General features: G+C 56.7%; 13 protein-coding genes and 3 pseudogenes. 10 read left to right on the top strand and 6 right to left on the bottom strand.

Translation table 11 applies throughout. The annotated features are described in order from the left end of the window. Positions 1–385: 385 nt before the first annotated feature. The 4 genes and pseudogenes from AC54XV_RS22210 to AC54XV_RS22195 all read right to left on the bottom strand — a co-directional run bounded on the left by AC54XV_RS22210 (position 386) and on the right by AC54XV_RS22195 (position 4,058). On the bottom strand, positions 386–1,174 hold the full coding sequence (locus tag AC54XV_RS22210) for a methyl-accepting chemotaxis protein (protein ID WP_371134825.1): 789 nt from the start codon (positions 1,172–1,174) through the stop codon (positions 386–388). A gap of 69 nt (positions 1,175–1,243) precedes the next feature. Beyond that, positions 1,244–2,011 (bottom strand): annotated as a pseudogene (locus AC54XV_RS22205) (MCP four helix bundle domain-containing protein); the annotation flags it as partial. A 263-nt stretch (positions 2,012–2,274) separates the two neighbouring features. Then, positions 2,275–3,198, bottom strand: a complete 924-nt coding sequence (locus AC54XV_RS22200) for a proline iminopeptidase-family hydrolase (RefSeq protein WP_024652652.1) — start codon at positions 3,196–3,198, stop codon at positions 2,275–2,277. 95 nt (positions 3,199–3,293) lie between these two features. Beyond that, a complete protein-coding gene (locus tag AC54XV_RS22195; RefSeq protein ID WP_003400082.1) occupies positions 3,294–4,058 on the bottom strand; it encodes a LuxR family transcriptional regulator in 765 nt (254 codons plus the stop codon). Between the two features lie 338 nt (positions 4,059–4,396). Between AC54XV_RS22195 and AC54XV_RS22190 the strand changes: the two genes are divergently transcribed. From AC54XV_RS22190 to AC54XV_RS22155, 8 genes and pseudogenes are all read left to right on the top strand, one after another. Beyond that, a complete protein-coding gene (locus AC54XV_RS22190; RefSeq protein WP_003400085.1) occupies positions 4,397–5,344 on the top strand; it encodes an ABC transporter permease in 948 nt (315 codons plus the stop codon). Further along, positions 5,341–6,204, top strand: a complete 864-nt coding sequence (locus AC54XV_RS22185; protein ID WP_024640294.1) for an ABC transporter permease — start codon at positions 5,341–5,343, stop codon at positions 6,202–6,204. The genes AC54XV_RS22190 and AC54XV_RS22185 overlap by 4 nt, the downstream gene beginning before the upstream one ends. Beyond that, a complete protein-coding gene (locus AC54XV_RS22180; protein WP_058399362.1) occupies positions 6,201–7,193 on the top strand; it encodes an ABC transporter ATP-binding protein in 993 nt (330 codons plus the stop codon). The genes AC54XV_RS22185 and AC54XV_RS22180 overlap by 4 nt, the downstream gene beginning before the upstream one ends. Beyond that, complete coding sequence (locus AC54XV_RS22175; RefSeq protein ID WP_496717223.1) at positions 7,190–8,170, top strand: ABC transporter ATP-binding protein; 981 nt, start codon at positions 7,190–7,192, stop codon at positions 8,168–8,170. Before AC54XV_RS22180 ends, AC54XV_RS22175 begins: the two co-directional genes overlap by 4 nt. A 50-nt stretch (positions 8,171–8,220) precedes the next feature. Next, positions 8,221–9,735, top strand: coding sequence for an ABC transporter substrate-binding protein (locus AC54XV_RS22170; RefSeq protein ID WP_058399363.1), 1,515 nt, complete (start codon positions 8,221–8,223; stop codon positions 9,733–9,735). A 166-nt stretch (positions 9,736–9,901) separates the two neighbouring features. Next, positions 9,902–11,080, top strand: a complete 1,179-nt coding sequence (gene nhaA / locus AC54XV_RS22165) for a Na+/H+ antiporter NhaA (RefSeq protein WP_496717222.1) — start codon at positions 9,902–9,904, stop codon at positions 11,078–11,080. A gap of 261 nt (positions 11,081–11,341) precedes the next feature. Then, a pseudogene (locus AC54XV_RS22160) lies at positions 11,342–12,352 on the top strand (PAS domain-containing protein); the annotation flags it as partial. Next, a pseudogene (locus AC54XV_RS22155) lies at positions 12,353–12,640 on the top strand (methyl-accepting chemotaxis protein); the annotation flags it as partial. It abuts the pseudogene before it with no gap. Positions 12,641–12,730: 90 nt separating this feature from the next. On the opposite strand, the gene katG reads toward AC54XV_RS22155, so the two are convergent. Beyond that, entirely contained in the window at positions 12,731–15,001 is a 2,271-nt protein-coding gene (katG, locus tag AC54XV_RS22150; RefSeq protein WP_024640299.1) for a catalase/peroxidase HPI, read from the bottom strand. Between the two features lie 391 nt (positions 15,002–15,392). Between katG and AC54XV_RS22145 the strand changes: the two genes are divergently transcribed. Then, positions 15,393–15,824: a GNAT family N-acetyltransferase gene (locus tag AC54XV_RS22145; protein ID WP_011268889.1), complete on the top strand. Its 432-nt coding sequence runs from the start codon at positions 15,393–15,395 to the stop codon at positions 15,822–15,824. A gap of 15 nt (positions 15,825–15,839) precedes the next feature. On the opposite strand, the gene AC54XV_RS22140 is transcribed toward AC54XV_RS22145, so the two are convergent. Beyond that, a complete protein-coding gene (locus tag AC54XV_RS22140) occupies positions 15,840–16,925 on the bottom strand; it encodes a GGDEF domain-containing protein (RefSeq protein ID WP_058399364.1) in 1,086 nt (361 codons plus the stop codon). 809 nt (positions 16,926–17,734) lie between these two features. On the opposite strand from AC54XV_RS22140, the gene AC54XV_RS22135 reads away from it, so the two are divergent. Continuing rightward, complete coding sequence (locus tag AC54XV_RS22135) at positions 17,735–25,243, top strand: Tc toxin subunit A-related protein (protein ID WP_496718984.1); 7,509 nt, start codon at positions 17,735–17,737, stop codon at positions 25,241–25,243. Positions 25,244–25,498: the final 255 nt, after the last annotated feature.

The raw sequence follows: 25,498 nt of genomic DNA, 5'->3' as shown, positions 1-25,498 counted from the left end.
GCACTGATGCGGCCTTGGCAGTACGCCGGGCGCTGCCGATCCCGTGCAGGAAGTGATCGTGTCATACCTGATCGTGGCTTACATGAAATATCGTGTTGTTCACCGCCAACTATTGAATGAGTTTTATGCCCATGTCAACGTTGCGGGCTTTTTCAAATAGCCTGTGCTCATAAATAGGCCTTTATGGATCCTATTTCAACTAATGGAGGCAATGCGTCTGAAACGCTGTCAGCAGAGAGGCGCGGCTGACAGGTTTTGAAAGGAGGGCTGTCGGTAGGAGAAGCCATTGCCGGTTTTTTGCCGAAACTGCACTGACTCCATAAAAGAAGGGCAGCAGACGAATCTGCTGCCCTTGTGTCATGGCCGGTTGGCGTGGAGGCCTGGATTACGTCTTGAAGCGCAGAACCAGATCATTCAGGTTGACCGCCAACTGCGAAAGTTCGGTACTGGCGATCAGGGTCTGCCGGGTGCCTTCGCTGCTCTGCACGGCCAGGTCGCGAATGCTGACCAGGCTTCTGTCGACATCGCGCGCTACATGCGCCTGCTGCTCGGACGCCGCCGCGATCTGCAGGTTACGGTTATTGATCTCGAGTACCGAGTCGGTGATCTGGCGCAGCGATTCGCCGGCATCTTCTGCGGTCTTGCGAGTGACGTGAACTTCCTGAGTGCTCTTGTGCATCGACTCGACGGTGGCGGAAGAGCCGGCCTGAATCGCTGAAATCATCTGTTCGACTTCCTGCGTGGACGTCTGTGTACGATGCGCCAGAGCCCGCACCTCATCGGCGACCACAGCAAAGCCGCGACCCTGTTCGCCGGCACGCGCAGCTTCGATGGCAGCATTGAGTGCCAGCAGGTTGGTCTGTTCGGCAATGCCGCGAATCACGCCCAGCACTTTGCTGATGTCCTGAGCCTGGCCGGCCAGCGCAGTAACTTGCGCGGAAGAACCCTCGACCAGGCCTGTCAGGTTTTGCATGGCGGTCAGGGTTTCGTTAACGCGCTGGTTACCCAGATCGGCGGAAAGGCTCGACTGTTGGGCGGCCTGCGAGGTCGACGTAGCATTACGAGCGACCTCTTCTACGGCAGCACTCATTTCGTTTACCGCAGTCGCTGCCTGCTCGATTTCGCTGTTCTGTTGCTGCAGAGTGCGGTCGGCGCTTTCGGTGATCGACGTCATCTCGACGGCGGCAGTGCTCAACTGCGCGGACGCGCCGGAAATTTCGTGAATGGTGGTGCGCAGGTTCCCCGACATGGTGTTCAGGGCCGTCATCAAACGTGATGCTTCATCGCTGCCGCTAACGCTCAATTGCCGGGTCAGGTCACCGGCGGCGATGTCTTCCGCCAGTTTCAGCGAGGCGCTGATCGGGTCGACAATGCTGCGTGTCAGGGCAATCGCGAGTACCACGGTAAGCAGGAACGCTGCGATCAGCACAATCATCAACACGTTGACGCTGTGGTCGTAGACTGCAGTGGCATCTTTCCCGGAGACGACCGCTTCTTCAGCATTGTGCCCGCGTAGCGCAGTGAGTTTTTCCTGATAGGCAGCGGCCTTTAGGGCCTGTTCTCCGTTGGCAAGGGAGACCGCTCTTTCGTGATCAGCGCTGTCCAGTGCGACGACCTGTTTCAAGCCGTCAATGTAAACGCCCATCTTGTTATTGGCTTCTTCGAATTGCGCCCGGTCGGCTTCTCCCGACAGCAGGTGCTTCTGATAGAAGTCGCTGTTGGCACGTAGCGCCTCGATCGCTTCCCGTACCTTGGCTTCTGCGGTGGCGTGTACGCTCGGATCGTTGCTGGCAAGCATGCGGATGCTTTCCAGACGGGCGTGAAGCAGGGCGATCTGAATGTCGTCGACGACCTGAACGCTGGGCAGTGAGTTTTCTTCTATGTTCTGCTCGGCTACGCGCAGGTGGCCGATCTGTACGTAGGAGAAGGCACCCAGACCGATCAACAGCAAGGTAATGATGCCAAAACACAGGGAGGCCCTGCGTGAAATGCTTAACGATCTGAGGTTCATGGTTGCCTCCAGCGGCAAAACAGACGAAGGCCAATACTTTCCTTCCAGTAACTGGTTTTCTGCTGGAAACGAGAGAGCTTTAATGAATAGCGATGAAAGTTATTTCATGAAGTATTCACGTGTCGTTAGGCGACGTTAAGCAACGGTGTACGTCGAAAAGTTCCAGTCGTACGATCAATAAAGTTAACTTTCGCTATTAGCGTTACTAAAGTATTAACTCTAATGACGTGGCTTCCCGGGGCGGATCAAATGAGGGCTGAGGGTTAAGCCGCAAACTCGTTACCCGTAACGACCAGCTTGTCCAGAAAACCTGCGATGCATCCCATACAGGCCATTCGCTCCTCTACATGGGGCATATGACTGGACTCTTCGAAGACAGACCAACTGATGTCGGGGACGTTATCCACATAGGGCTTCACGACCAGCGGTGTGGCTTCGTCGTACTTCCCGGAAATCAGTAAGGCAGGAACATTGATGAGCTCCAGGCGATCAACGATGGTCCAGTCCTTCATCGTGCCGATGACGTGAAACTCGGTAGGACCATTCATGGCGTGGTACACGGTCGGATCGGCGTCAATCGCGTCGAAGGTACGTTTTACCTCTTCCGGCCACGGTGTGATGCGGCAGACATGACGGTCATAGAATGCTCGCGAGGCTTTCAGGTATTCCGGGTCTTTCAATGTTCCCGCCTCTTCGTGCTTGAGCAACGCAGCCTGCACGTCGGCTGGCAGATCCTCGCGCAGCCGGTTGGCCTCGTTTACCCAAGTGAGCATGTCTGCGGGGGAGTTGGCGATGATCAGCGCCTTCAGCCCTGCAGGCTGGCGCACGGCATGCTCTGCCGCCAGCATGCCGCCCCACGACTGGCCCAGCAATGCGTAGTTGTTTTTGATACTCAGGTGCGCAAGCAGATTGTCGAGTTCGCTCAGGAACAGATCGACCGTCCAGAAATCGCGACCCTTATGGGGCAGTCGAGTCGACTTTCCGTTACCCAACTGGTCGTAATGGATAACGGCCCGGCCAGTGCTGGCGATGTCCTTGAACGCATCGACGTAATCGTGCGTACAACCGGGGCCGCCGTGCAGAATAACCAGTGGTGTGCCGGGACCGTGCAGGTCGCCTGTGATGCGATACCACGTCTGATAGTCGCCAAAGGGCGCAAAACCTTCCTTGATCGTCATATCTGCCATGTCGCCGGTCCCTGCTGGATAGTTTGGGGGCACCATAGCGCGGCGTCTTGCGCCTCATAACTATAGAAAATGATAGGTTTTGGCCGATAATCCGGTCAGTGGTCGAGTAAACGGTAGTGAACGGCACGCACCACCGCCTGCACACGGTTTTTTGCCCCCAGCTTCTGCATGGCCGAATTCAGGTGCAAGGTCACCGTAGCGACAGAGCGGTTGAGCTGATCGGCAATCTCCCTGGCCGTCAGGCCCTCGGCAGACCAGCTCAGGCATTCGCGCTCACGCGGGGTCAGCCTGATCGCATTGCATGAGCGTATTTTCTGGTCGAACAGCGGGTAGGCGACCTCCTGAAAAGCGTGAGCGAGCAGGCCAAACTCCGCCAGGCTCTGGCGGGCGTCCTCGAGGGCGACATCGCTGCCGTCCGTACACAGCCCGGTCAGCGTGGCGAAACCGCCCTTGGGCATGTGGATCGGCACCGTTACGCCACAGGTCATGTGTGAGTCATGCAGATAGCGCACCACCGGCTTGTGCATGTCGGTGATGAAGGTTTTCAGCACCGTCTCGGCCCTGGGCTGGTATGACCATACGAACGGCGAGACGCTGGCGACGGCCAGGTGTTGCACCGGATCGATCTGGTAATAGCCCTGACTGCACCAAAGCGCGTGCCAGTCCGCAGGTGTATTGCGCAATGAAAGCAGCGACGGGGTGATCAGTGCTCCATCATGGGACACTGGCACCGGGCTGTAGTCGTAGATCACGGCATCGAATCCGAGATCCGATGCCAGCAGCAGCGCGCAATCCATTTGCTGATCCAGCGTGGATGCAGACTGCAGCCGCGAATTGAAATCCGACAACCTGATATGCATGGCATGACCTCCTTTGTCATTGAGCCGATGTAGGGCTCTAATATAGCAATTAGCAAGGACGGTGCCACGCGTGCGTCCAGTCGGCTGCCAGTCCTGTAAAACCTATAAGAATTGCTAGCTGTCTGCGCTCGCCTTGCAGGATAGGGTTGATGCCATGAGCGTCGTCCGCAGAGGTGCAATGCAATGGGCTATGAACACAGGCCGGATGAGCTGAAAACAATCGAAGTCGACGGATGGTCAATGTTCGACTACAACTCTGCTCTGCCCTTTTACGTAGAGGGGGCGGCGGCGTACTTTCCGGTCCTGCTGAATTTTCTGTCACAGCATCGGGGCGTCTGATGAATCTGGGTCGTTATCGTTTCATTCTCCAGCGTCCGCTGCAGCTGCTGCCGGTGCTGTTCGGCATCAGCCTGGTCACCTTCATTCTGGTGCGTTCGATCCCCGGCGATCCGGCGCGCATCCTGCTGGGTTCGCGTTCCACACCACAGGCCCTGGCCAACATCCGCGCCCAGTATGGTCTGGATGAGCCTCTGTGGACACAGTACGTGTATTTCATGAAAAACCTGGTGCAGGGCGATATGGGCAAATCGCTGCTGTACAAGATAGACGTACTCAAGCTGATCAGCACACGGATCGAGCCCACCGTATTTCTGGTGTCGGGCAGCGTTCTGCTGGCGCTGCTGATTGCCGTGCCCTTGGCCACGCTCGCTGCGCGTAACAAAGGCAGTTGGAGCGACAACCTGATCCGCGTTTTTACCACCACAGGGCTGGGCATGCCGGCGTTCTGGCTGGGCATCATGCTGATCCTGCTGTTCAGTGTGCAGCTTGGCTGGTTTCCGGTGTCGGGCTACGGCAGCGACTGGCTGGACAAGGCCCATCACCTGGTGCTGCCCTGTCTGACCATCGCGCTGGCTCTGTCCGCGGTGCTGATTCGCAACCTGCGCGCGAGCATGCTCGTGGAGCTGCAAGCCGATCATGTGACGGCAGCCCGGGCGCGTGGCCTCAGTGAAGGGGCGCTGTTTCGGCGCCACGTGTTGCCCAATTCGCTGGTGCCTTCGATCAACCTGCTGGCGGTGAACATCGGCTGGCTGATCAGCGGCACCGTGGTGATCGAAAGCCTGTTTGCGATTCCCGGCATCGGTCAGTTGCTGGTGCGCGGCATCTTCAGCCGCGATTACATGGTGGTGCAGGGGGTGGCTATGGTGCTGGCCTGTGCCACGGTGATGGTGAACTTCCTCGCCGATGTGGCCACGGTAGCCATCGACCCGCGGGTAAATATCAAATGACCGTGGCCCATGCCGATCTTCGTCCGCACTGGCGTTCCCGGCTGCGTGTGCGTTTGCGCAACGGCCGGCTGGCGATGCTGCTGGGCGGTTCGTTACTGGGGGGCTGGCTGATACTGGCGCTGTTTGCACCATGGCTGGCACCTTACGACCCCATCTACCAGAACACCGAGCTGCGCATGCTTGCCCCGCACCTCGCGCATCCGTTCGGCACCGACAATTTTGGTCGCGACATTCTGTCCAGGGTGATCTGGGCGGCACGCGTCGACCTGCAGATCTGCGTGATCGGGGTGATCTTCCCGTTCATGATCGGGACCTTCGTCGGCGCCTTGTCGGGCTACATCGGCGGACGTTTCGACAACCTGTGCATGCGCGTGATCGACATCGTGCTGGCATTCCCGTTTCTGGTGCTGATGCTGGCGATCATCGCGATTCTCGGGCCAGGCCTGGGCAGCTTCTACATTGCCATGGCACTGGTGGGCTGGGTGTCTTATGCGCGGCTGATCCGCTCACAGGTCCTGGTGCTCAAGGAAAGCGATTTCGCCCTGGCGGCCAAGAGCCTGGGCTTTGGTCACCTGCGTATCCTGTTCCGCCATCTGCTGCCCAACGCGATGTTCGGCTCGATTGTGTTTTCTATGTCTGACGCGGTTCTGGTGCTGCTCAGTGGCGCATCGGTCAGCTACCTGGGCCTGGGTGTGCAACCACCGATGGCGGAGTGGGGGACCATGGTCGCCGAAGGGCAGGCGTTCCTCACTTCTGCGTGGTGGATCTGCACCTTTCCGGGCCTGGCCATCGTGACCTTGGCCATGGGCTTCAGCCTGTTGGCGGACGGCGTCGCCGAAACCCTGGGAGAACGGCAATGAGTACGCCCGTGCTGCAGGTCAGCGAGATGAGCGTGGTGGCGAGCCATCGCGGCCGCGAAGTGACGCTGGTCGACCGGTTGTCGTTCGACCTGCACCAGGGCGAGATCCTCGGGCTGGTCGGTGAAAGCGGCTCTGGCAAGACCATGGCCTGCCGGGCGCTGATGCAATTGATGCCGTCGCCGGATCTGCACGTGCGTGGCGGCTCGGTACGGCTCAATGATGTCGACCTGTTGAAGCTGGATGCCGCTGGAATGCGTGCCATGCGCGGGCGGCGTATCGGCATGATTTTCCAGAACCCCGCCAGCCATCTGGACCCGCTGATGCGTATCGGCGAGCAGATCGCCGAAGGTGTTCTTCTGCATCAGGGCGCATCGAAGCGTGAAGCCCGGGCGCAGGCGATCGATCTTTTGCGCCAGGTCGGTATTCCCGATCCGGCGTCCCGTGTGGATAACTTCCCCCATGAGTTTTCCGGTGGCATGCGCCAGCGCGCGATGATTGCCGTGGCACTGGGCTGTGGGCCGCAGGTCCTGATCGCCGACGAGCCGACCACCGCACTGGATGTGACGGTGCAGGCGCAAATCCTGCGTCTGTTGCTGGACCTGCGCGATCGTCACGGGCTGTCGTTGATCATGATCACCCACGATCTCGGCGTGGTGGCGCAAACCTGCGACTCGATTGCGGTGATGTACGCCGGTCGCCTGTGTGAGCACGGCAGCAAGCGCGATGTGCTCGCCCGCGCACGTCATCCTTACACCCACGGTCTGATCGAATGCCAGCCCGCCAGCAGCGCGGGCAGCGAACTGCTACGGACCATTCCCGGCCAGCCGCCCTTGCTCGACGCACTGCCCGGCGGCTGCCGTTTCCATGCCCGCTGCAGTCATGCAGGAGCAGACTGTCCTGACAGGCTACCGCTGATGCGGCCGATGGGCGTTGCCCATGCGGCGGCCTGTCACTACCCGTTGGTGCAATCGCGGGAGGCCGTCTCATGAGCGGCCCAATACTGCTGAACGTCAATGATCTGGTGGTGCGCTTCCCGGCACCCGGCTCGGGTTTCATGGGCCTCAACAAGCGTTGGGTGCATGCCGTCAACGGTGTGTCACTGAGCATTTGCGCGGGTGAAACGCTGGGGCTGGTCGGCGAGTCCGGCAGCGGCAAGAGCACGCTGGGCCGCGCCATTCTGCGCCTGAATGACATTACCTCCGGGCAGATCGTCTTCGATGACGTCGACATAGCCCAGGGCAGCGGTATCAATCTGCAACGCCTGCGCAGCGAAACCGCGATGGTCTTTCAGGACCCGTCCTCTTCGCTCAATCCGCGCATGACCATCGGTGCGACGCTGGCCGAGGTGCTTGCCGTGCAGCGCAAGGTCGCCACTTCCGACATTCCGGCGCGGGTCACCGAGCTGCTCGACATGGTCGGTCTGCGGCCCGAATTTGCCGAACGCAAGCCGGGTGCCTTGAGCGGCGGACAATGTCAGCGTGTCGGTATCGCTCGCGCGCTGGCCATCGAGCCACGGCTGATCATTGCCGACGAATGCGTGGCGGCGCTGGACGTTTCGATTCAGGGGCAGATCATCAACCTGCTGCTGGAGCTGCGCCAGCGCATGAACCTGGCGATTCTGTTCATCGCCCATGACCTGGCCATCGTGCGTCGCCTGTGTGATCGGGTGGCGGTGATGTACCTGGGCAGAATCGTTGAAGAAGGCCCGGTCGAGGATGTCTTTGTTTCGCCGCGCCACCCCTATACCGCGGCGCTGATTCAGGCGATTCCGGAAATCGATCCGGATCGTCCTTTGCTCGGCGAGCCGTTGCAGGGTGAGCCGCCAAGCCCCCTGAATTTGCCCGACGGCTGCGCGTTTCATCCGCGTTGCCGGTTCGCCAGGCCGACCTGCTCCAGCGTCGCGCCACCGACCCGGCATGTCGGCCAGCAGCGCTACGACTGCGTGCTGGAAGCCCCGGTTTTTTGATCTCAACCTGTAACCACATCTGTCCCGACATCGACAAGGAGTTCATGCGTATGAAAGCTCGACCAATGAAAATGCTGACCGTCGCCATGCTGGCGGCCTGTTCCCTGGCGGCGGGCGTGGCCGAAGCTGCGGGCGTGCTGACCATCGGCCGTCGTGAGGATGGCACCACGTTCGACCCGATCAAAAGTGCGCAGAACATCGACAACTGGGTGTTTTCCAACGTTTACGACGTGCTGATCCGCGTAGATGACAAAGGCACCAAGCTGGTACCGGGGCTGGCGGAAAGCTGGTCGATCTCGCCTGACGGGCTGACCTACACGCTCAAGATGCGTCCGGCCAAATTCTCCGATGGCTCGGACCTGACGGCCAGTGACGCGGTGTTCAGCCTGCTGCGAATCCGCGACGACAAGGGGTCGCTGTGGAGCGATTCCTACAAGATTATCGATAAGGCCGTCGCGACAGATCCGCATACGCTGGTGATCACGCTGAAGAATCCTTCGGCCTCGTTCCTCTCGCAACTGGCCCTGCCCAACGTGTCGATTCTCTCCGAGAAAGCCATGAAGAGCATGGGCGAGGAAGCGTATGCCGAGCAGCCTGTCAGCTCTGGCGCATTTACCGTGAAGGAGTGGCGGCGCGGTGACCGGGTGATTCTGGCGAAGAACCCCAACTTCTGGGAGGCGCCGAGCGTGAGCCTGGACGGGGTCGAGTGGATCTCGGTGCCGGACGATAACACCCGCACGCTCATGGTCCAGAAGGGCGAGCTCGATGCTGCGATATGGATACCGTTCTCGCGCATCGCAAATCTGCAGAAGGACCCCGATCTGGTGGTCCATCTCGACCCCTCCACCCGTGAAGATCATCTGCTGATCAACCACGAACATGGCGCATTGGCCAAGCCGGAAGTGCGCCAGGCGCTGGACATGGCCATCGACAAGAAATCGCTGGTCGATGCCGCCACTTTCGGGCTGGGCACCGTGGCCAATTCCTACATTCCCAAAGGCGCGCTGTACCACTACGCCGACAACCTGCAACGTCCTTATGACCCGGTCAAGGCCAGACAGATGCTGGCGGACGCCGGTGCATCGGACCTGAAACTCAATTACGTGGTCAACGCGGGCAACGAGGTCGACGAGCAAATCGCGGTCATGCTGCAACAGCAACTGGCCAAGGTCGGCGTGACCACAACGCTGCAGAAAGTCGACCCGAGCCAGAGCTGGGACATGTTGATTGCCGGTGACTACGACATCTCGGTGATGTACTGGACCAACGACATCCTCGACCCGGACCAGAAGACCACCTTCGTGCTCGGCCACGACACCAACAATAACTACATGACCCGTTACAAGAACGACAAGGTCAAGGATCTGGTCGCTGCCGCACGGGTCGAGATGGACCCGAAAAAGCGTGAGCAGATGTACATCGACCTGCAGAAAATGGCCAAGGCGGACGTCAACTGGATCGACCTCTACTACAGTCCCTACATCAGCGTGTCGCGCAAGAACATCGAGCACTTCGGCCAGAACCCGCTGGGCCGCTTTACGCTCGAAGAAACGGTCAAGAAGTGACATGAGCAGGGCGCCTGTCTGAACGGCAGGCGCTATTCAGCAACGCTTTCCGATGCCTATTCGGCCGGGAAACGTTAATTTGTATCCTCAGGTTTACCAGGCCTTTGACAGGTTCTGCCGGTGGTAAAATTGCGGCCTTTTTGCGCTGTACCCCCGCGGAGCTGTCATGCACAAACCCACCCCTCGTACCGAATCCCCGAATGCACTGGCGTTCATCACGCGTTTCTTCGCTGCTGAATCCGCTGGCGGGCTGGTGTTGATGGCAGCCGCGCTGGCGGCCCTGATCGTTGCCAACTCACCGCTGGGCGACAGCTACTTCGCCGCGCTGCACGCAGTGTTCGCCGGTTTGTCGGTTTCGCACTGGATCAACGACGGTCTGATGGCGATCTTCTTCATGCTCGTCGGCCTGGAGATCAAGCGCGAGGTGCTCGCCGGTCAGCTTGCCTCCTGGAGCCAGAGAGCCTTGCCGGGCTTTGCGGCGCTTGGCGGCATGCTGGTTCCGGCGCTGATCTACGTGGCCTTCAACTGGGGGCGGCCAGACACCATCGGCGGCTGGGCCATTCCGGCAGCGACCGATATCGCGTTCGCCCTGGGTGTGCTGTCACTGCTGGGCAAGCGCGTGCCGCTGTCGCTTAAGATCTTCCTGTCGGCACTGGCGATTCTCGATGATCTCGGCGCGGTGCTGATCATCGCGTTGTTCTACACCAGCGATCTCTCCATTCCCATGCTGCTCGCAGCGCTGGGCTCCATCGCCATGCTCGTCGCGCTGAATCGTCTGGGTGTTAAAAAACTGCTGCCTTACCTGGTTGTAGGCGCGCTGCTGTGGTTTTTCATGCTCCAGTCCGGCATCCACGCCACCCTCGCGGGCGTCGCGCTGGCGCTGTGCATCCCGTTGGGCAAACCCGATGAAGAGGCCCGCTCGCCGCTGCTGCACCTGGAAGAAAAGCTGCACCCATGGGTGGCGTTTGCCGTCGTACCGATCTTTGGTTTTGCCAACGCTGGCGTGTCACTGTCGGGCATTACCGCCGACACGCTCGTGGACCCGGTCCCGCTCGGCGTTGCGCTAGGACTGCTGGTCGGCAAACAGGTCGGCATATTCGCCATGGCCGCGCTGGCGATTCGCGCAGGCCTGGCGCGCTTGCCGGATGGCAGCAACTGGGGCCAGCTTTATGGCGTTGCAGCCTTGTGTGGTATCGGCTTCACCATGAGCCTGTTCATTGGCGCACTGGCCTTCCCGGGCGCGCCGGAACTGGTCGATGAGGTCAAGGTGGGCGTGCTGATCGGTTCGGTGTTGTCGGCTGTGCTGGGTGTGGTGGTGTTGCGCAGGTTTGCGCAGCGGGGGTGAAGTTGCAGCAGTCCTTGGCACGACAGTTACAAGATTATCGTTCCTCACGCTCCAGCGTGGGAATGCCGTTCTGGACGCTCCGCGTCCGGGTAGCGGAGTCGGTGGCAGGGCGCAAACCGATCAGCAGGCCGTGAAGTTGATTCTGGATCGGATGTCCATGATCTGATCGCAATCCGACATACAGAAACCTCACGGCATGTCGATAAAGAAGTGACATGCCAGGGACTCGGCAAATCCGACTTTATTTTGAGAGCCCACAGCATGCTTCACCTGTTCAGCCCCCGTCGTGACAAAAAGGCCCTTCAGCAACTTATTTCCTCGCTCAAGGGCGGCACTGAGCCCGCGGTAGGGGGATGTGCTGAAAAAAGTGCGGTACTGGAATGCTGGAGCTCGCTGAGCACCCAGCGTCGCCTCGACGAGCAACGTATTGCCGCGCTTGAGCAAGAACTGGAAACCGCCCGCCACCTGCTGGGCGAAGCCTCTGCTTCGGCTGCCGCTTATGAAACCCGCTTTGATCTGGTCAACCGTGCGTCAAGTGAAGGCCTCTGGGACATGGAGGTGGTCGCGGGCGATCCGGTCAACCCGAACAATCGATTCTGGTGGTCGCAGCAACTACGCAAGCTTCTCGGTTTCAATGACGAGCGGGACTTCCCCAACGTACTGGCGAGCTGGGCAGACCGGCTTCATCCTCAAGATAAACAAGCCTCGCTGGACGCATTTGCCAAACACCTGAATGACCGTTCCGGCAACACGCCGTATCGGATCAAGAATCGTCTGGCGATGAAGGACGGCACCTACCGCTGGTTCTATGCCCAGGGCGAAACATTAAGGGATGCGCGCGGAACGCCGCTGCGGGTCGCCGGTTCTCTTCGGGATATTCACGATGAGCTTGAGCGTGATCTTGAACACGATGTGATCATTACTCGCTTCGAACTCGCTCGGGAGATGCTCTCCGACGGTCTTTGGGACATGGAAGTCATTGCCGGTGACCCGGTCAATGCGCGCAATCCTTTCTGGTGGTCCCCCCAGTTCAGGCGCCTGCTGGGTTTTGAAACGGTCGAAGAGTTTCCTGACGTACTGGATAGCTGGGCGTCACGGCTGCACCCTGAAGACAAGGAGCGCAGTCTGACGGCATTCGGTGCGCACTTGAATGACCGGACTGGCAAGACGCCGTTCGATATCGAGTACCGCCTGAAGATGAAAACCGGCGAGTACCGCTGGTTCCGTGCGCGCGGCCAGACTCGGCGCAATCCCGAAGGTGTTCCGCTGAGGGTGGTCGGTGCGTTGGTGGATGTGCATTTGAAACATGAGCAGGACGCTCTTCGCGATACCGAAGCACAGCATCAGAAAAACCTGGAAGAGAACATCGCTCAACTGACCCAGATAGTTGGCACTATCCAGAGCATTGCCAGCCAGACCAACCTTCTGGCGCTCAATGCGGCAATCGAGGCTGCGCGCGCCGGTGAGGCAGGGCGGGGCTTTGCGGTTGTGGCGGATGAAGTCCGCAAGCTGGCGACCAGAACGACCGAAGCGACGGAGCAGGCGGCAAGCATGATGAGCCGCTGATAAAACCAGCGTTCGCTGGTTGATAGCGGCAAAAAAAACGCCTCCGCAAGGGAGGCGTTTTTTCAACTCAGCACATCAGATACATCAGGCCAGGTCGAAGCGGTCCAGGTTCATCACCTTGGTCCAGACTGCCACGAAGTCGTTGACGAACTTCTCGTGTGCATCCGAGCTGCCATACACTTCGGAAATCGCACGCAGTTGAGCATGCGAGCCGAAGACCAGATCGACACGGGTGCCGGTCCATTTCACTGCGCCAGTCTTGCGGTCACGGGCTTCGAACGTATCGGTGCCACCCGCAGTCGCTTTCCACTCCACGCCCATGTCCAGCAGGTTCTTGAAGAAGTCGTTGGTCAGGGTGCCCGGCTGATCAGTGAAGACGCCATGCTTGCTCTGTCCGACGTTGATGTTCAAGACCCGCAGGCCGCCCAGCAGCACAGTCATCTCCGGTGCCGTCAGGGTCAGCAGTTGCGCCTTGTCGACCAGCAACGATTCTGCCGAGACCTTGTAATGCCCCTTCTGGTAATTGCGGAAACCATCAGCGATCGGCTCGAGGAAGCTGAACGACTCAACATCGGTCTGCTCCTGAGACGCATCGGCACGGCCCGGTGCGAACGGAACGGTGACGTGCTGGCCTGCATTTTTTGCAGCCTGCTCGACACCTGCGTTACCGGCCAGGACGATCAGGTCGGCGATTGAAACCTTCTTGCCGCCCGACTGAGCTGCGTTGAATTCGCTCTGAATACCTTCAAGGGTCTTCAGCACGCCTGCCAGTTGCTCAGGCTGGTTGACTGCCCAATCCTTCTGCGGAGCCAGACGCAGACGGCCGCCGTTGGCACCACCGCGCTTGTCCGAGCCACGGAAGGTAGAAGCTGCCGCCCAGGCCGTCGACACCAGCTGCGAGACCGAAAGGCCCGAAGCGAGAATCTTGGCCTTGAGTGTGGCCACATCCTGATCATCCACCAACGCATGATCAACGCTTGGTATCGGGTCTTGCCACAGCAGCTCTTCGGCCGGTGTTTCCGGGCCGAGGTAGCGGGCAAGCGGGCCCATGTCACGGTGAGTCAGCTTGAACCAGGCGCGGGCGAACGCGTCGGCCAGTTGCTCAGGGTTGTTCAGGAAGCGACGGGAGATCTGCTCGTAAGCCGGATCGAAGCGCAGCGCCAGGTCAGAGGTCAGCATGCTTGGTGCATGACGCTTGGATGGATCGTGGGCATCCGGAATCTTGCCGGCGCCTGCGCCGTTCTTCGGCGTCCATTGATGCGCGCCTGCCGGGCTCTTGGTCAGTTCCCATTCGAAGCCAAAGAGGTTTTCGAGGTACTCGTTGCTCCATTTGGTTGGCGTCGAAGTCCAGGTCACTTCCAGGCCGCTGGTAATGGTGTCGCCACCCTTGCCGCTGCCGAATTTGTTTCTCCAGCCAAGACCCTGTTCTTCCAGGCCGGCTGCTTCAGGCTCCGGACCAACGTTGTCGGCAGGGCCGGCACCGTGGGTCTTGCCGAAGGCGTGGCCACCGGCGATCAGCGCCACGGTCTCTTCGTCATTCATCGCCATGCGACCGAAGGTTTCACGGATATCCCTTGCCGAAGCAACCGGGTCCGGCACACCTTCAGGGCCTTCAGGGTTCACGTAGATCAAGCCCATCTGCACGGCGGCAAGCGGGTTTTCCAGATTGCGTTCGCCACTGGCGGTACGGCTTTCTTCGTTGGCGTGATTCTCCGGCTCGGCCACCAGCGTGCCGTCGCCCGGTTGCTGCATTTTCTTCTGCGCGCCGTAGCGTTCTTCACCACCCAGCCAGGTGGTCTCGGAACCCCAGTACACGTCCTCTTCCGGTTCCCAGACATCCGCGCGACCACCGGAGAAACCGAAGGTCTTGAAGCCCATGGATTCGAGCGCGACGTTACCGGTCAGCACGATCAGGTCAGCCCAGGAGATCTTGCGGCCGTACTTCTGCTTGACCGGCCAGATGAGGCGGCGAGCCTTGTCCAGGCTGACGTTGTCGGGCCAACTGTTGAGCGGCGCAAAACGTTGCTGACCGGCACCTGCACCGCCACGACCATCGCCTGTCCGGTAAGTACCGGCGCTGTGCCAGGCCATACGGATGAACAGCGGGCCATAGTGGCCGAAGTCTGCCGGCCACCAGTCCTGGGACTGGGTCATGACGTTACGCAGGTCCTGTTTGACCGCTTCGATGTCAAGGCTCTTGAACTCCTTGGCATAGTCGAAATTCTCGCCCATCGGGTCGGAGAGCGTGGAATGCTGATGCAGAATTTTCAGGTTCAGCTGCTTGGGCCACCAGTCACGGTTGGTGGTGCCGCCGCCGGCAGCGTGGTTGAAGGGGCATTTCGATTCAGTTGACATGCTTGATACACCTTTTTGTCATTTGCATCCGGCCATCCAGTCCACTCGTGGGACCTCAGACAATGATGACGGAACTCAACAGCACTGGGTTCATGCCGGCCGCTCGGTGAACGATCAGGCCAGCCCTACAGATACGCGGCACAGCGATCGTCAGATTGCTGCGAGCCGAGCCCACAACGTGCATAGCAGACTTGAGCTCATTGTTATCTCCTTATCAGGGTGAAACCGCACGACTTTCGCCGATGCTTATGCAGATTAGCCTTCTTCACGAAGATTTCTAATAGAAAGAACATTACGGGGCGATAGGCAGACTCTGGCAGCGCTGTCATCAAGGCATCAAGCGGCTCTGCTAATCTGCTCAGCCCATGAGACCGCAGGCCTGGCTTAGCCCATGATCACGATTCGCAGCATGACCCTGGACGACTACGATGCGGTCATCGAACTGATGCGCAGCACGCCAGGCATCTCCCTGCGCGACGCCGATTCGCGCGAAGCGACCGCTCGCTACCTCGAACGCAACCCCGGCATGAGCTTCGTCGCCGAGGCGGACGGCACCTTGTGCGGCTGCGTGATGTGCGGGCATGACGGAAGACGCGGTTATCTGCAGCATCTGATCGTGCTGCCCGAGTATCGCCGGCGGGGGATTGCCCATGAGCTGGTCGAACGCTGTCTCGAGTGTCTGGAGGCGCTGGGTATTTACAAGTGTCACCTGGACGTCATGAAGAGTAATGAAGCGGCCGGACGTTATTGGCAGGGGCAGGGATGGACATTGCGGGAGGATATCGATCGGTATTCGAAGGTGCGGCGGGGCGGGAATGTTTGAAGGGGAAAACGGGCGCTAGGCATGCGTAGGCTTTTCAACTGATTGTGTCGCTTGATTGTGCTTTGTCGTGCTGACAGCGTTCGATGAAACTATCCTGCCTTCAAAGGCGATACATATTCTGCCACTGCGCTTGGCGTAATACAGGTTCTCATCGGCCTCTTTCAACAGGTCATTGATCGTTTCAACCCGCGACAAACTCGCCACACCGGCACTGAATGAATAGGGCACTTGAGCCGCGTCATCATGTTGCGCGAGCATCAATAACCCTTCCAGTGCATGTATAGCGTCTGTGGCGTTCGCCGCCGATAAGATCACGCCAAACTCTTCCCCACCCAAACGACCGAAGCTGATGAGCCCCTTTGTGCTTTTCAGCAGTGTTGCAAAACTGATAAGAACATTGTCACCCACGTCGTGACCATGGGTGTCGTTGATACTTTTAAAGTGATCCAGATCAAGCATGGCAAACCACAACGACGATTTATCAGCGGATGCCAGCGCGGTATTCAGACCGGCAACCAGTGCACGACGGTTGGGGGCGTGCGTCAGGGTGTCGGTTTCGGACAGTTCCTGATAACGGTCCCTGGCTGCCATGGTCTGCATGATAAGGCTCAGGAAGGTTGCATTCAGGCAGCCGCCCAGTAACGTCGAGCTTATCAGGAACACATAAAACAGAGGTACATGGTCGACGCCGACGGCCGTCAGGTCCGTTTGCCACATGATCAACCAGATCAGCGCAGCCGCGGCGATGTAATCAATAAACTTGACGAAGAATACGCTCATTCCCGTGATGAGCAGGGAGGTGACAACCAGCCCCCACATCGACGCTTCCTCGCCCATGCGGTCGATCTGTTCATTGAACAGAAAGGTCAGTGATGCCATGTAAATGATGCCGAACAGGCGCCACGCCAGCATGCTCCTGCTATTGGACGTGACAATGATCGACAGCGCCGCCCCCGCCAGCGCGCAGCAGATGAATATATCCAGTGATCGATCAATAGACGGATTCAGACACCAGCTGATAACCCAACTGAAAAGACCGATCAATTGAGACAGCTTCAAGGGTACGAAAATAGAGTTTTTCAGGTTTCTTCTTTGCGGCACGTGCAGTTTTCCATACTGATGCCAGCCGAACCGTTATCGACGGCACACGCCTTGGTCGAACAGGGTGATGATATATGGCCACTATACGTGATTGTCAGATGAGCGGGATGGCCGCTGGTCTTGCGGTGGGCAGTGCGCGCAGGCCTTGTTGAATGAGGGGCAGGGCAGCGGCCGGTCTGGTCTACAGTTGCTTGCGCAGCCAGACGTAGCCCGATGGTCAGATGTAGACCGCATGGGCGCTTCCGCCCTGGCCCATGAATGCGGGCAATACGAAGATTGCCTATCTCCCTGCTCTTGAGATGGGTCAGCCCTGTTGCCACTGGAATTCCATCGGCGCGGGCCAGGTAAATGATCTTTTTCCACCCAGGATCTGTATTTATCCGAGGTTGACAGTGTTACGAAATGCTCAGCCAATCCGATACGTTTTGCAACGCAAAGGGACAGGAGACGTTGAATAAAATCCCACGCAGACGTGAGACGCTTGAAACCCTTAAACGTAAAGTGAGTTATTTAGAAAACAGCATACTGGAATAAGCGCAACGTCGTCAGCTATATCGATCTATAAACCTGCTCGCCTAAAGTATTCTCGCCTAAAAGACGAGCGTCCGGTTTCAACCGGTCATCATGAATTTAATTTGTTCGCGTTGCTAAAGATTAGTTCATGGCTACGCTCAATTATCATGAACAACACTTGAGCGCCAGGCCCCTCACTCTGAGAGGTGGCAATGTATTTCCGACTGTAATTGTGACAGTGCTTTCATAGCCCCAAACACAGCCATGTGTGCGAATTTAATTATAAGGATATTTCCATGGGTCTTAATAGATTGTCCAGAATAAAACGCTTGTCAGCGCGTGCGGGGCTGGATTCATTGGCTGCACAGGCGTTGATATCCCCCGCAGCCTTTCGTAACAAACTATCGACGAGTGGTTTATCATTCTGTGAGGTCGATGAGCTGTATGAATCAGCCCGTGACGAGCGAGAGGCGGCGCTAATTTACGAGAAATGCTTGCTGGCTCGCTCCTCTCCATTGCTGAAAAACTCAGTGCGTTTGGGCATCAACCCTCCGGACGCATCGCTACGTGATTATGAAGAGCAGTTTGGTCATCGCGCCAGTAGCTATACCTTGCCAGGCTCTGTGTCATCGATGTTCTCCCCGGCGGCCTACCTTTCGGCTCTCTACCGGAATGCTCGCGGCCTGTACCCGGAAGAGTCGCCTTATCACATTGACAAGCGCCGGCCCGACCTGAAGGGGTTATCACTCAGTCAAAGCAATATGAACAAGGAGGTTTCTGCGCTCTCGCTCTCGAACGAGGTGCTGATGACCCTGGCTGGAGAGTCGCTGAAGCTGGAAGTAACGGCAGAGGGTCAGGGGTCGGTATTGGAATGGCTGTCTACGTATCGACTCAGTGGCTCGACACCGTATCATCACCCCCATGCCCGTTTGCGTCAGAGTCAGATACAGAAGGATCCCAAGTTTAAACAGTTGGCGGCTAACCCTCGAGTAACGGGTTTGTTTTCCGGGGCCACCATGGCGGGAATGGCGTTTGATATTTCCCCTGAGGTGTACGCTATATTGACGGAGGAAGTAACGGCGGGAAGCGCTGATGAGTTATACGCCAGAAACTTCGGCACTATTGATCCGGAGACGTTGATCACGCCACAGAGTCTGCGTCGTTATTACGGACTTAGTGATGAGGAAGTGGCGCTATTTTCAACAGATTATGCCAATGGGGAGGAGGGGGCTGAAGAATACATCAACAATTTATTGGTGACCAGGATAGGGGATAAGATTTATCGTCTACAAAGCGGACATCCTACAAATACGTTAAACTACGCTTGGTTACTGCCTCAGGCGGACGGAACGTGGTTGTTGAGATTCAGTTTTAGTGATGCTCAGCCTGGTTATGATATTTTTCGGGTGAGAGTTGATGCTGCAGACGCTATCATATATGAAGAAAACCAGGAGTGGGGGGATTTTGTTCCTGGGCAATCGTATACGGTAAGCATTCAGGCTTCGGATCTTCTGCAGGGTGAACTTACAATGTCCCTGCGGCGTTATCATTATAACGGCTCCTATGTGGGTGGGGTCGTAAGTTATAATATAAATATTATTGATTCGTTCCAGTTTTACGTGCTTAAATTGAATAAGGCCATACGCCTGTGGCGTGCCACGGGTCTGCATCCTAAAAGCTTGGAAGTCATTGTCAATAGCGTTAATCCTGTTAATATCACCGATGAGACTTTGCAGTTACTGTTTCAGGTTCAGCGATGCGTACAGCGCTATGGCGTTGAGCCTGAAGAAGCCTTGGTTCTCTGCGGAGGACTATTGTCCAACAACAGTTATGACGATAATCAAAGTCTGTTTGATCAGGTATTTAATAGCCCGCCGCTAAATGGCGAGACGTTCGCACCCTCAACGACCTCAATAAACCTGCTGCCGACGAACGCTACCGACAACACTGTTGAAAAAGCTATTTTGAAGCGTGCGCTTAACGTTGACGACGTGGGGCTGTTTGCCTTGCTCAGGATTTTTGACAACGCCGCCTCTTCAGGCGTATTGACTCTTAATCTCAAAAATTTGTCAGCGATGTATGCCCTGAGCCGCTGGGCCCAACTCCACGCGTTAAGTGTGACGGAGCTAGAACAATTATTGAAGGCTGCTGGCTTGCCTAGGCTCACCTCCGAGCTGGAGAATACTCAGCTATGGTCAGGCTGGTTGCAAAACGTCGACAGCCTGACGCAGTGGCTGAACTCGCGAAAACTGTCCGTGGCCGACCTTGATTTGTTAACGCGCCCGACATTTACGCAGGCGGCTACCACCGAAATTTTGGCGCTGTTGGACGAGCTTAAGGGTGTGATAAGTGCTCATCCTGACGCCGATACCTTGGAAAAGCGTATCGCCCTTCTAGCACCCGTTTTGGTTTCGTCTTTAGCGCTACCGTCCGCCCCAGTGGCTGAATCGGTTCTTGCTTGGGCCAATGGCCTCCAGCCAGCTGAGTGGACCGTGGATCAATTCTGGGACGCGGCGGAGACCGACGATGATAGCGTCGTTGCGTTTTGCTACGGTCTAGCGCAGTTGGCATTGATTTATCACGCCACAGGTATCAATCCTCAAGCCTTTTCATTGTTTGTAGCCACTCCTGCCCGGCTCTTGGGTCCTGTACCAGAAGTTGCGGTGTTGCCGCGTGCTTTGGCAACGGTACAAGCGCTTTGCAACTTCAGTGCCTGGCTAAAAAGCCTGGGTGATGGAGCGTCTGCCGTGCTGGCAGCCTTTGTGGCCGACACCCTCACTCCGGCTGATCTTGCAAGGGCGCTGAATGATGATGCGACAAGGTTCGAGCAGGCTACCAGGCAAGCCTATGCTAATACTCAAGCAGCTTCAGAAACGAAACTCAGTGCCTGGTCGGAGATCGACGTCGTGCTGCAGTGGGCGGCGTTGAGCACCACCTTTGGTGTGACACCCGTGAATATCGGGCAGCTTCTTGCGCTGAACTATACCGCAGGTAACCAGCCGCCATGGGACGACTGGGTGCGCGTTGCGGATGCGTTCACGGCAGGGCTGACACCCTACGAGACCAAAGGCATGGAGGCCGCTTTGGCCTCCGGACTGAGCGCCGCCCTGTGTGGCTATCTGCTCAAGTCCGGGATGACTGCCCAGTTGGCAAATAATTCTCGTGAAGGGCTCTATCAATACCTACTGTTAGACAACCTCAACGGGCCACAGGTAATGACCTCTCGCGTGGCTGAAGCCATCGTGAGCGTACAGACATTTATACAGCGGACCTTAAGTGCCGCCGAGTCACAAGGTACCGTAGATAAGGCGGCAGTCACGGGGCAATTCTTTACCGACTGGGAACGCTATAACCAGCGCTACAGCACCTGGGCAGGCGCGGCAAAGTTAGTCTACTACCCGGAGAACTACGTTGATCCCACGGTGCGTCTGGGCCAGAGCGGCATGATGAATACGATGCTGCAAACGTTGGGGCAGGCGCAACTCAATACCGATACGGTCGGGGACGCATTCAACACCTACCTCAACAGTTTCGAGGAGGTGGCCAATCTCAGGGTGATCAGTGGCTATCACGACAACCTGGACGTCCACGAGGGGAAGACCTACTTCATTGGTACTAACCAGAGCGAAGTGCGTGAATTCTACTGGCGCAGCGCGGACGAAGGAAGGCGCAGTGAGGACGGGCAATTAGCGGCGAACGCCTGGACTGACTGGCGCAAGATTGAGTGTGCCGCACAGCCGTGGGGGGATTGCATCCGGCCGGTGATTTACAAATCGCGCCTTTATCTCTGCTGGTTAGAGCGAAAAGATGTCACTCCACCTAAGGCGGACGGTTCGCCGGGTGATTCGAAGATGTTTGATTACGCCATCAATATTTCCTATCTACGTTACGACGGCAACTGGACGTCACCGAAAATAATTGATGTCACCACGGATATAAAAGTCTTTGCGGATGGCGGTGAGCCGCCAGGGCTTTATTGCACTAGTTTTGATAAGGAAACAACTATGGCCGTGCTGCTCTATAAAAAGGCAGCTAGCTATGCGGATCAGCTGCCACCGCTAGCTGATATGCATTTGGTTTACATCTATGAAGATATGGCGTCGGCTCCAAGGCAGAACTCTGCTGAAACTTTCATTTCGTATATGAAGTATGAGCTTGATACGACTACAGTAAATTTTATAAATAATAAATATGCTCACGGGCTTAGTCTGGGGAGTGAGTCAGCTCATGATGTCTATAGACAGTATTATAATATTTCAGTTGATGGGGGAGTGTATGCGCTCGATGAAAATGGATCTGAGTCTGATGCGCTACTTTCCATCGGTAAGCGGTGTGAAATTGTACCAGTAATTCCCGAGATTTTGATGAGGTTGTATCGTTTTGACAATAGTTTAGGTGATGAAGCGTATTTTATGGTTATGTACTCCGATGACGGTAAGAAATGCTTCGTAAGGCACGGAGGAAAAATATATGTAGCGACTGATTTTCCACGTGGGCATATTTTTCCTGCCATGGTCGTGAATTATATTGCTGAAGGCCTTACGACTTTGAGTCGCGAGGATCAGTATCTTGAAGGTGATTTTTTATGTATGCGTTTTGATGATCCGTTTCCTGATGCGTTGATTGGTACGGTTAACGATACGTTTTCTGTAAAGCTAACAGCTGTTGGCTGGTTCTATGAGTTTTATACAGTGCCTCTGTATACATTCAATAATTTTTGCCCTATTCCGCATGAAAGTATTCAATTAGATGTTTATGATGGCGCAACGTATAATACTTTTTCGGCAAGAGAGTATGTGGATCCTCTTCCTCCATTTGACTTAAATGGGATGGTTTACGATTTTAAGAATATTAGTAATGTTAAGGTTGCTAAAAACTGGGGCCCACTTCCCTCCCATGATTTGGCTTTCACTTTAAGCATTGGTGGGCTTGATAGTAGTGATCGTATTCAGTGGCTTGTTCCCATCACTCGAAATGCATCTGATGCAACAAACATCATCAAAATAAAAAACACCCCTGAAAAAGCTCAGTATATGGAGTTCGACGCCTGTCGCACGCGCCTCAATACACTGTTTGCGCGCCAGTTGGTGGAGAGGGCTGCTTCAGGTATCGACACTATTCTTAGCTACGAGACGCAGGAAATTCAGGAACCTCAATTGGGCGCAGGGTTCTTCACTAATATCAATCTACCCGTCTATGATCCCGAGGCTCATGGAGATGAGCACTGGGTGAAAATATATTATTCATATTTCTTTAAGGCGTCGGATAGTTATCTGGCGTGGACGGGTAACCTCAATACGACGAGCACGACACCTTTGAGATTATTTGTTCCTTATCCCGACGACGGATGGCAGCAAGGTCAAGCTATCCATCTGCGAGTGCAGTACAAAGGGAACGATAATACAGGTGCCATTGGTCGAAGTATTATGTTTTCGTATACGCCCGGTAATGAGGCGGCGACTGTGACCAGGCCTACAACTGCAATGCCTCTCCCAGACGTTGCCCATAGTGTTTCGGTTGACAGTAATCGGAGCATATCGATGGACTTCTCAGGCGCCAACGCGCTCTACTTCTGGGAGCTGTTCTACTACACCCCCATGATGGCAGCGCAACGTTTCCTGCAAGAGCAACAGTTCACGCTGGCCGATCAATGGCTACGCTACGTCTGGAGCCCATCAGGTTATGTTGTTCGCGGTCAGCATGTCGACCGTAACTGGAACGTGCGCCCGCTTCAAGAGGACACCAGTTGGAACGACGCCCCACTCAAAGCGGTAGATCCTGACGCAGTGGCGCAAAACGACCCTATGCACTACAAGGTCGCTACCTTCATGCGGGCGTTGGACCTGCTCATTGCCCGCGGTGATTCTGCTTACCGTAAACTTGAGCGCGACACGCTCGCTGAGGCGAAAGTCTGGTACAGCCAGGCTCTGAACCTGCTGGGTGAGCAGCCCTACATCCGCGCCAATGCGCTATGGGCTGAGCCATCGCTAGGCGAGGCGTCCTCTGAGGCGTTGGCTGAGCAACATTTGACTGTATTGAGCTTGCTGCGCGAGGGGCGAGTCTTAACCCTTAAGTCGATGGCATCGAAAAAGACGGCTGCTGCAAGTGCCTTGTTCCTGCCGGAAGTCAACGAGGTCATGCAGGGCTACTGGTTAACGTTGCGCCAACGGATGTACAACTTGCGGCATAACCTGACGCTGGACGGCCAGCCGCTGCTGTTACCGCTATTCGCCAAGCCGGCGGATCCAAAGGCCCTGCTCAACGCTGCCGTGGCGGCGGAGAGTAGTGGCGGGTCAGATCTCCCCGTGACATCTCTCCCTCTGTGGCGCTTCGAGCCGATGCTCGACAGTGCTCGCGGTTTGGTGTTCCAGCTCATACAGTTCGGTAATGCTGTTCTGGGTGTGCTTGAACGTCAGGATGCAGAGTCGCTGAACGCCTTGTTGCAAAATCAAGGCACTGAGCTGATGGCTAGCACTATCCAGGTACAAGAAGGCACGCTCAGAGAGCTGGAGGCTGAAAAAAAGGTCCTTTCTCGTTCCAAAGACAGTGCACAGCGACGATTTGACAGTTACTCCCGCTTATATGATGAAAACATCAATTCCCGCGAACGCCTGTCTATAAGTTCACTAGAAAACGCCAAATCGCTTGGTGCTGGAGCTAAGGCGGCGTATATAGCCGCTGCGGCTTTGGATCTTGCCCCCAACATCTTTGGGCTGGCCAATGGTGGTATGAAGTTTGGTGCTGTCGGCACCATGGCGGGGCTTGGTATCTCTATAAGTGCTGAAAATCTAATGATGGATAGCTCGCGCATTTCCCAGGAAGAAATCTACCGTCGCCGGCGCGAGGAGTGGGAAATCCAACGTAACAATGCAGAGGGCGAGATCCAGCAGATAGAGGCCCAGCTAGCATCGCTCGAGGTGCGCCGCGAGTCTACTGAACTGCAGAAAGCGCACCTAGAGATGCAACAAGGACAAGCACAGGCGCAGTTAGACTTTCTGCAAACCAAGTTTAGTAATAGCGCTCTTTACAGCTGGCTGCGTGGTCGGTTGGCAACCATTTACTTCCAGTTTTACGACCTGGCGGTGTCTCGTTGCCTGATGGCCGAAAAGGCGTGGCACTGGGAGAGTGGCAAGAGCGATACCTACATTCGCGATGGTGGATGGCAGGGTACCTGGGCCGGACTTACTTGCGGGGAAGGGCTCATGCTCAATCTGGCGCAATTGGAAACTGCCCGGATGAAGTGGTCTAAACGCGCGCTTGAAATCACACGGACAGTTTCGCTGGCTGATTTTTACCGCAGCACATTGGCAGAAACCGATCAATTTGAGCTGTCAGCAGCGGTGTCGGCGTTGCTGAACGGGGATACGCCCCCAGAGGGCAGCGCCGAGCGTGTCAGGCTGGACGAAAGCGGCGCGTTAACGGCTTCAATTACACTGGCGGATCTGAATATAGTTGATGACTACCCCGGCGGGCTGGGAGATCAGCGCCGAATCAAACAGGTCAGCGTATCACTGCCCGCCTTGTTGGGGCCTTATCAGGATATTCAGGCGGTACTCAATTACACCGGCGGGGGGAACGTTTTACCGCCGGGTTGCGACAACATGGCAATTTCGCGAGGAGTGAATGACAGCGGTCAGTTTCAACCCGACTTTAATGACCCACGTTGGTTACCGTTTGAAGGGGCAGATATCAGGGAGGGCAGCATGATAATCAGCTTCCCGCAGGCCGAAACGAAACAGAAGGCGCTGCTGGAAAGCCTGAACGATATCATTTTGCATATCAACTACACGATCCGCTCTTTATAGTCTCCCCGGCTGGACCCGCCTGCAAAGGGGCGGGTCCTTTGGGGAGTCGTATGAGTGACCCGGTGTTAGTGGCATGGCTGCACGTTGGCACTCCCGGGGTCATGATTGCTTCCACGTCGATAAGCGCTCAACCATCCGCAGCCCTGTACCAGATTTCTCCACCTCGCTGAACTCCATCACGGTTTTTCGGGGTTGGTGGCGTCCTTGCGTTAGCCAGACTCGCTGACGAATTTCCTGATAGTCATGTTGCGCTCA

Source organism: Pseudomonas fragariae (ex Marin et al. 2024), from assembly GCF_059621105.1.
The sequence above is the reverse complement of the archived record's forward strand: the minus strand, read 5'-3'. Positions and strand labels throughout refer to the sequence as shown.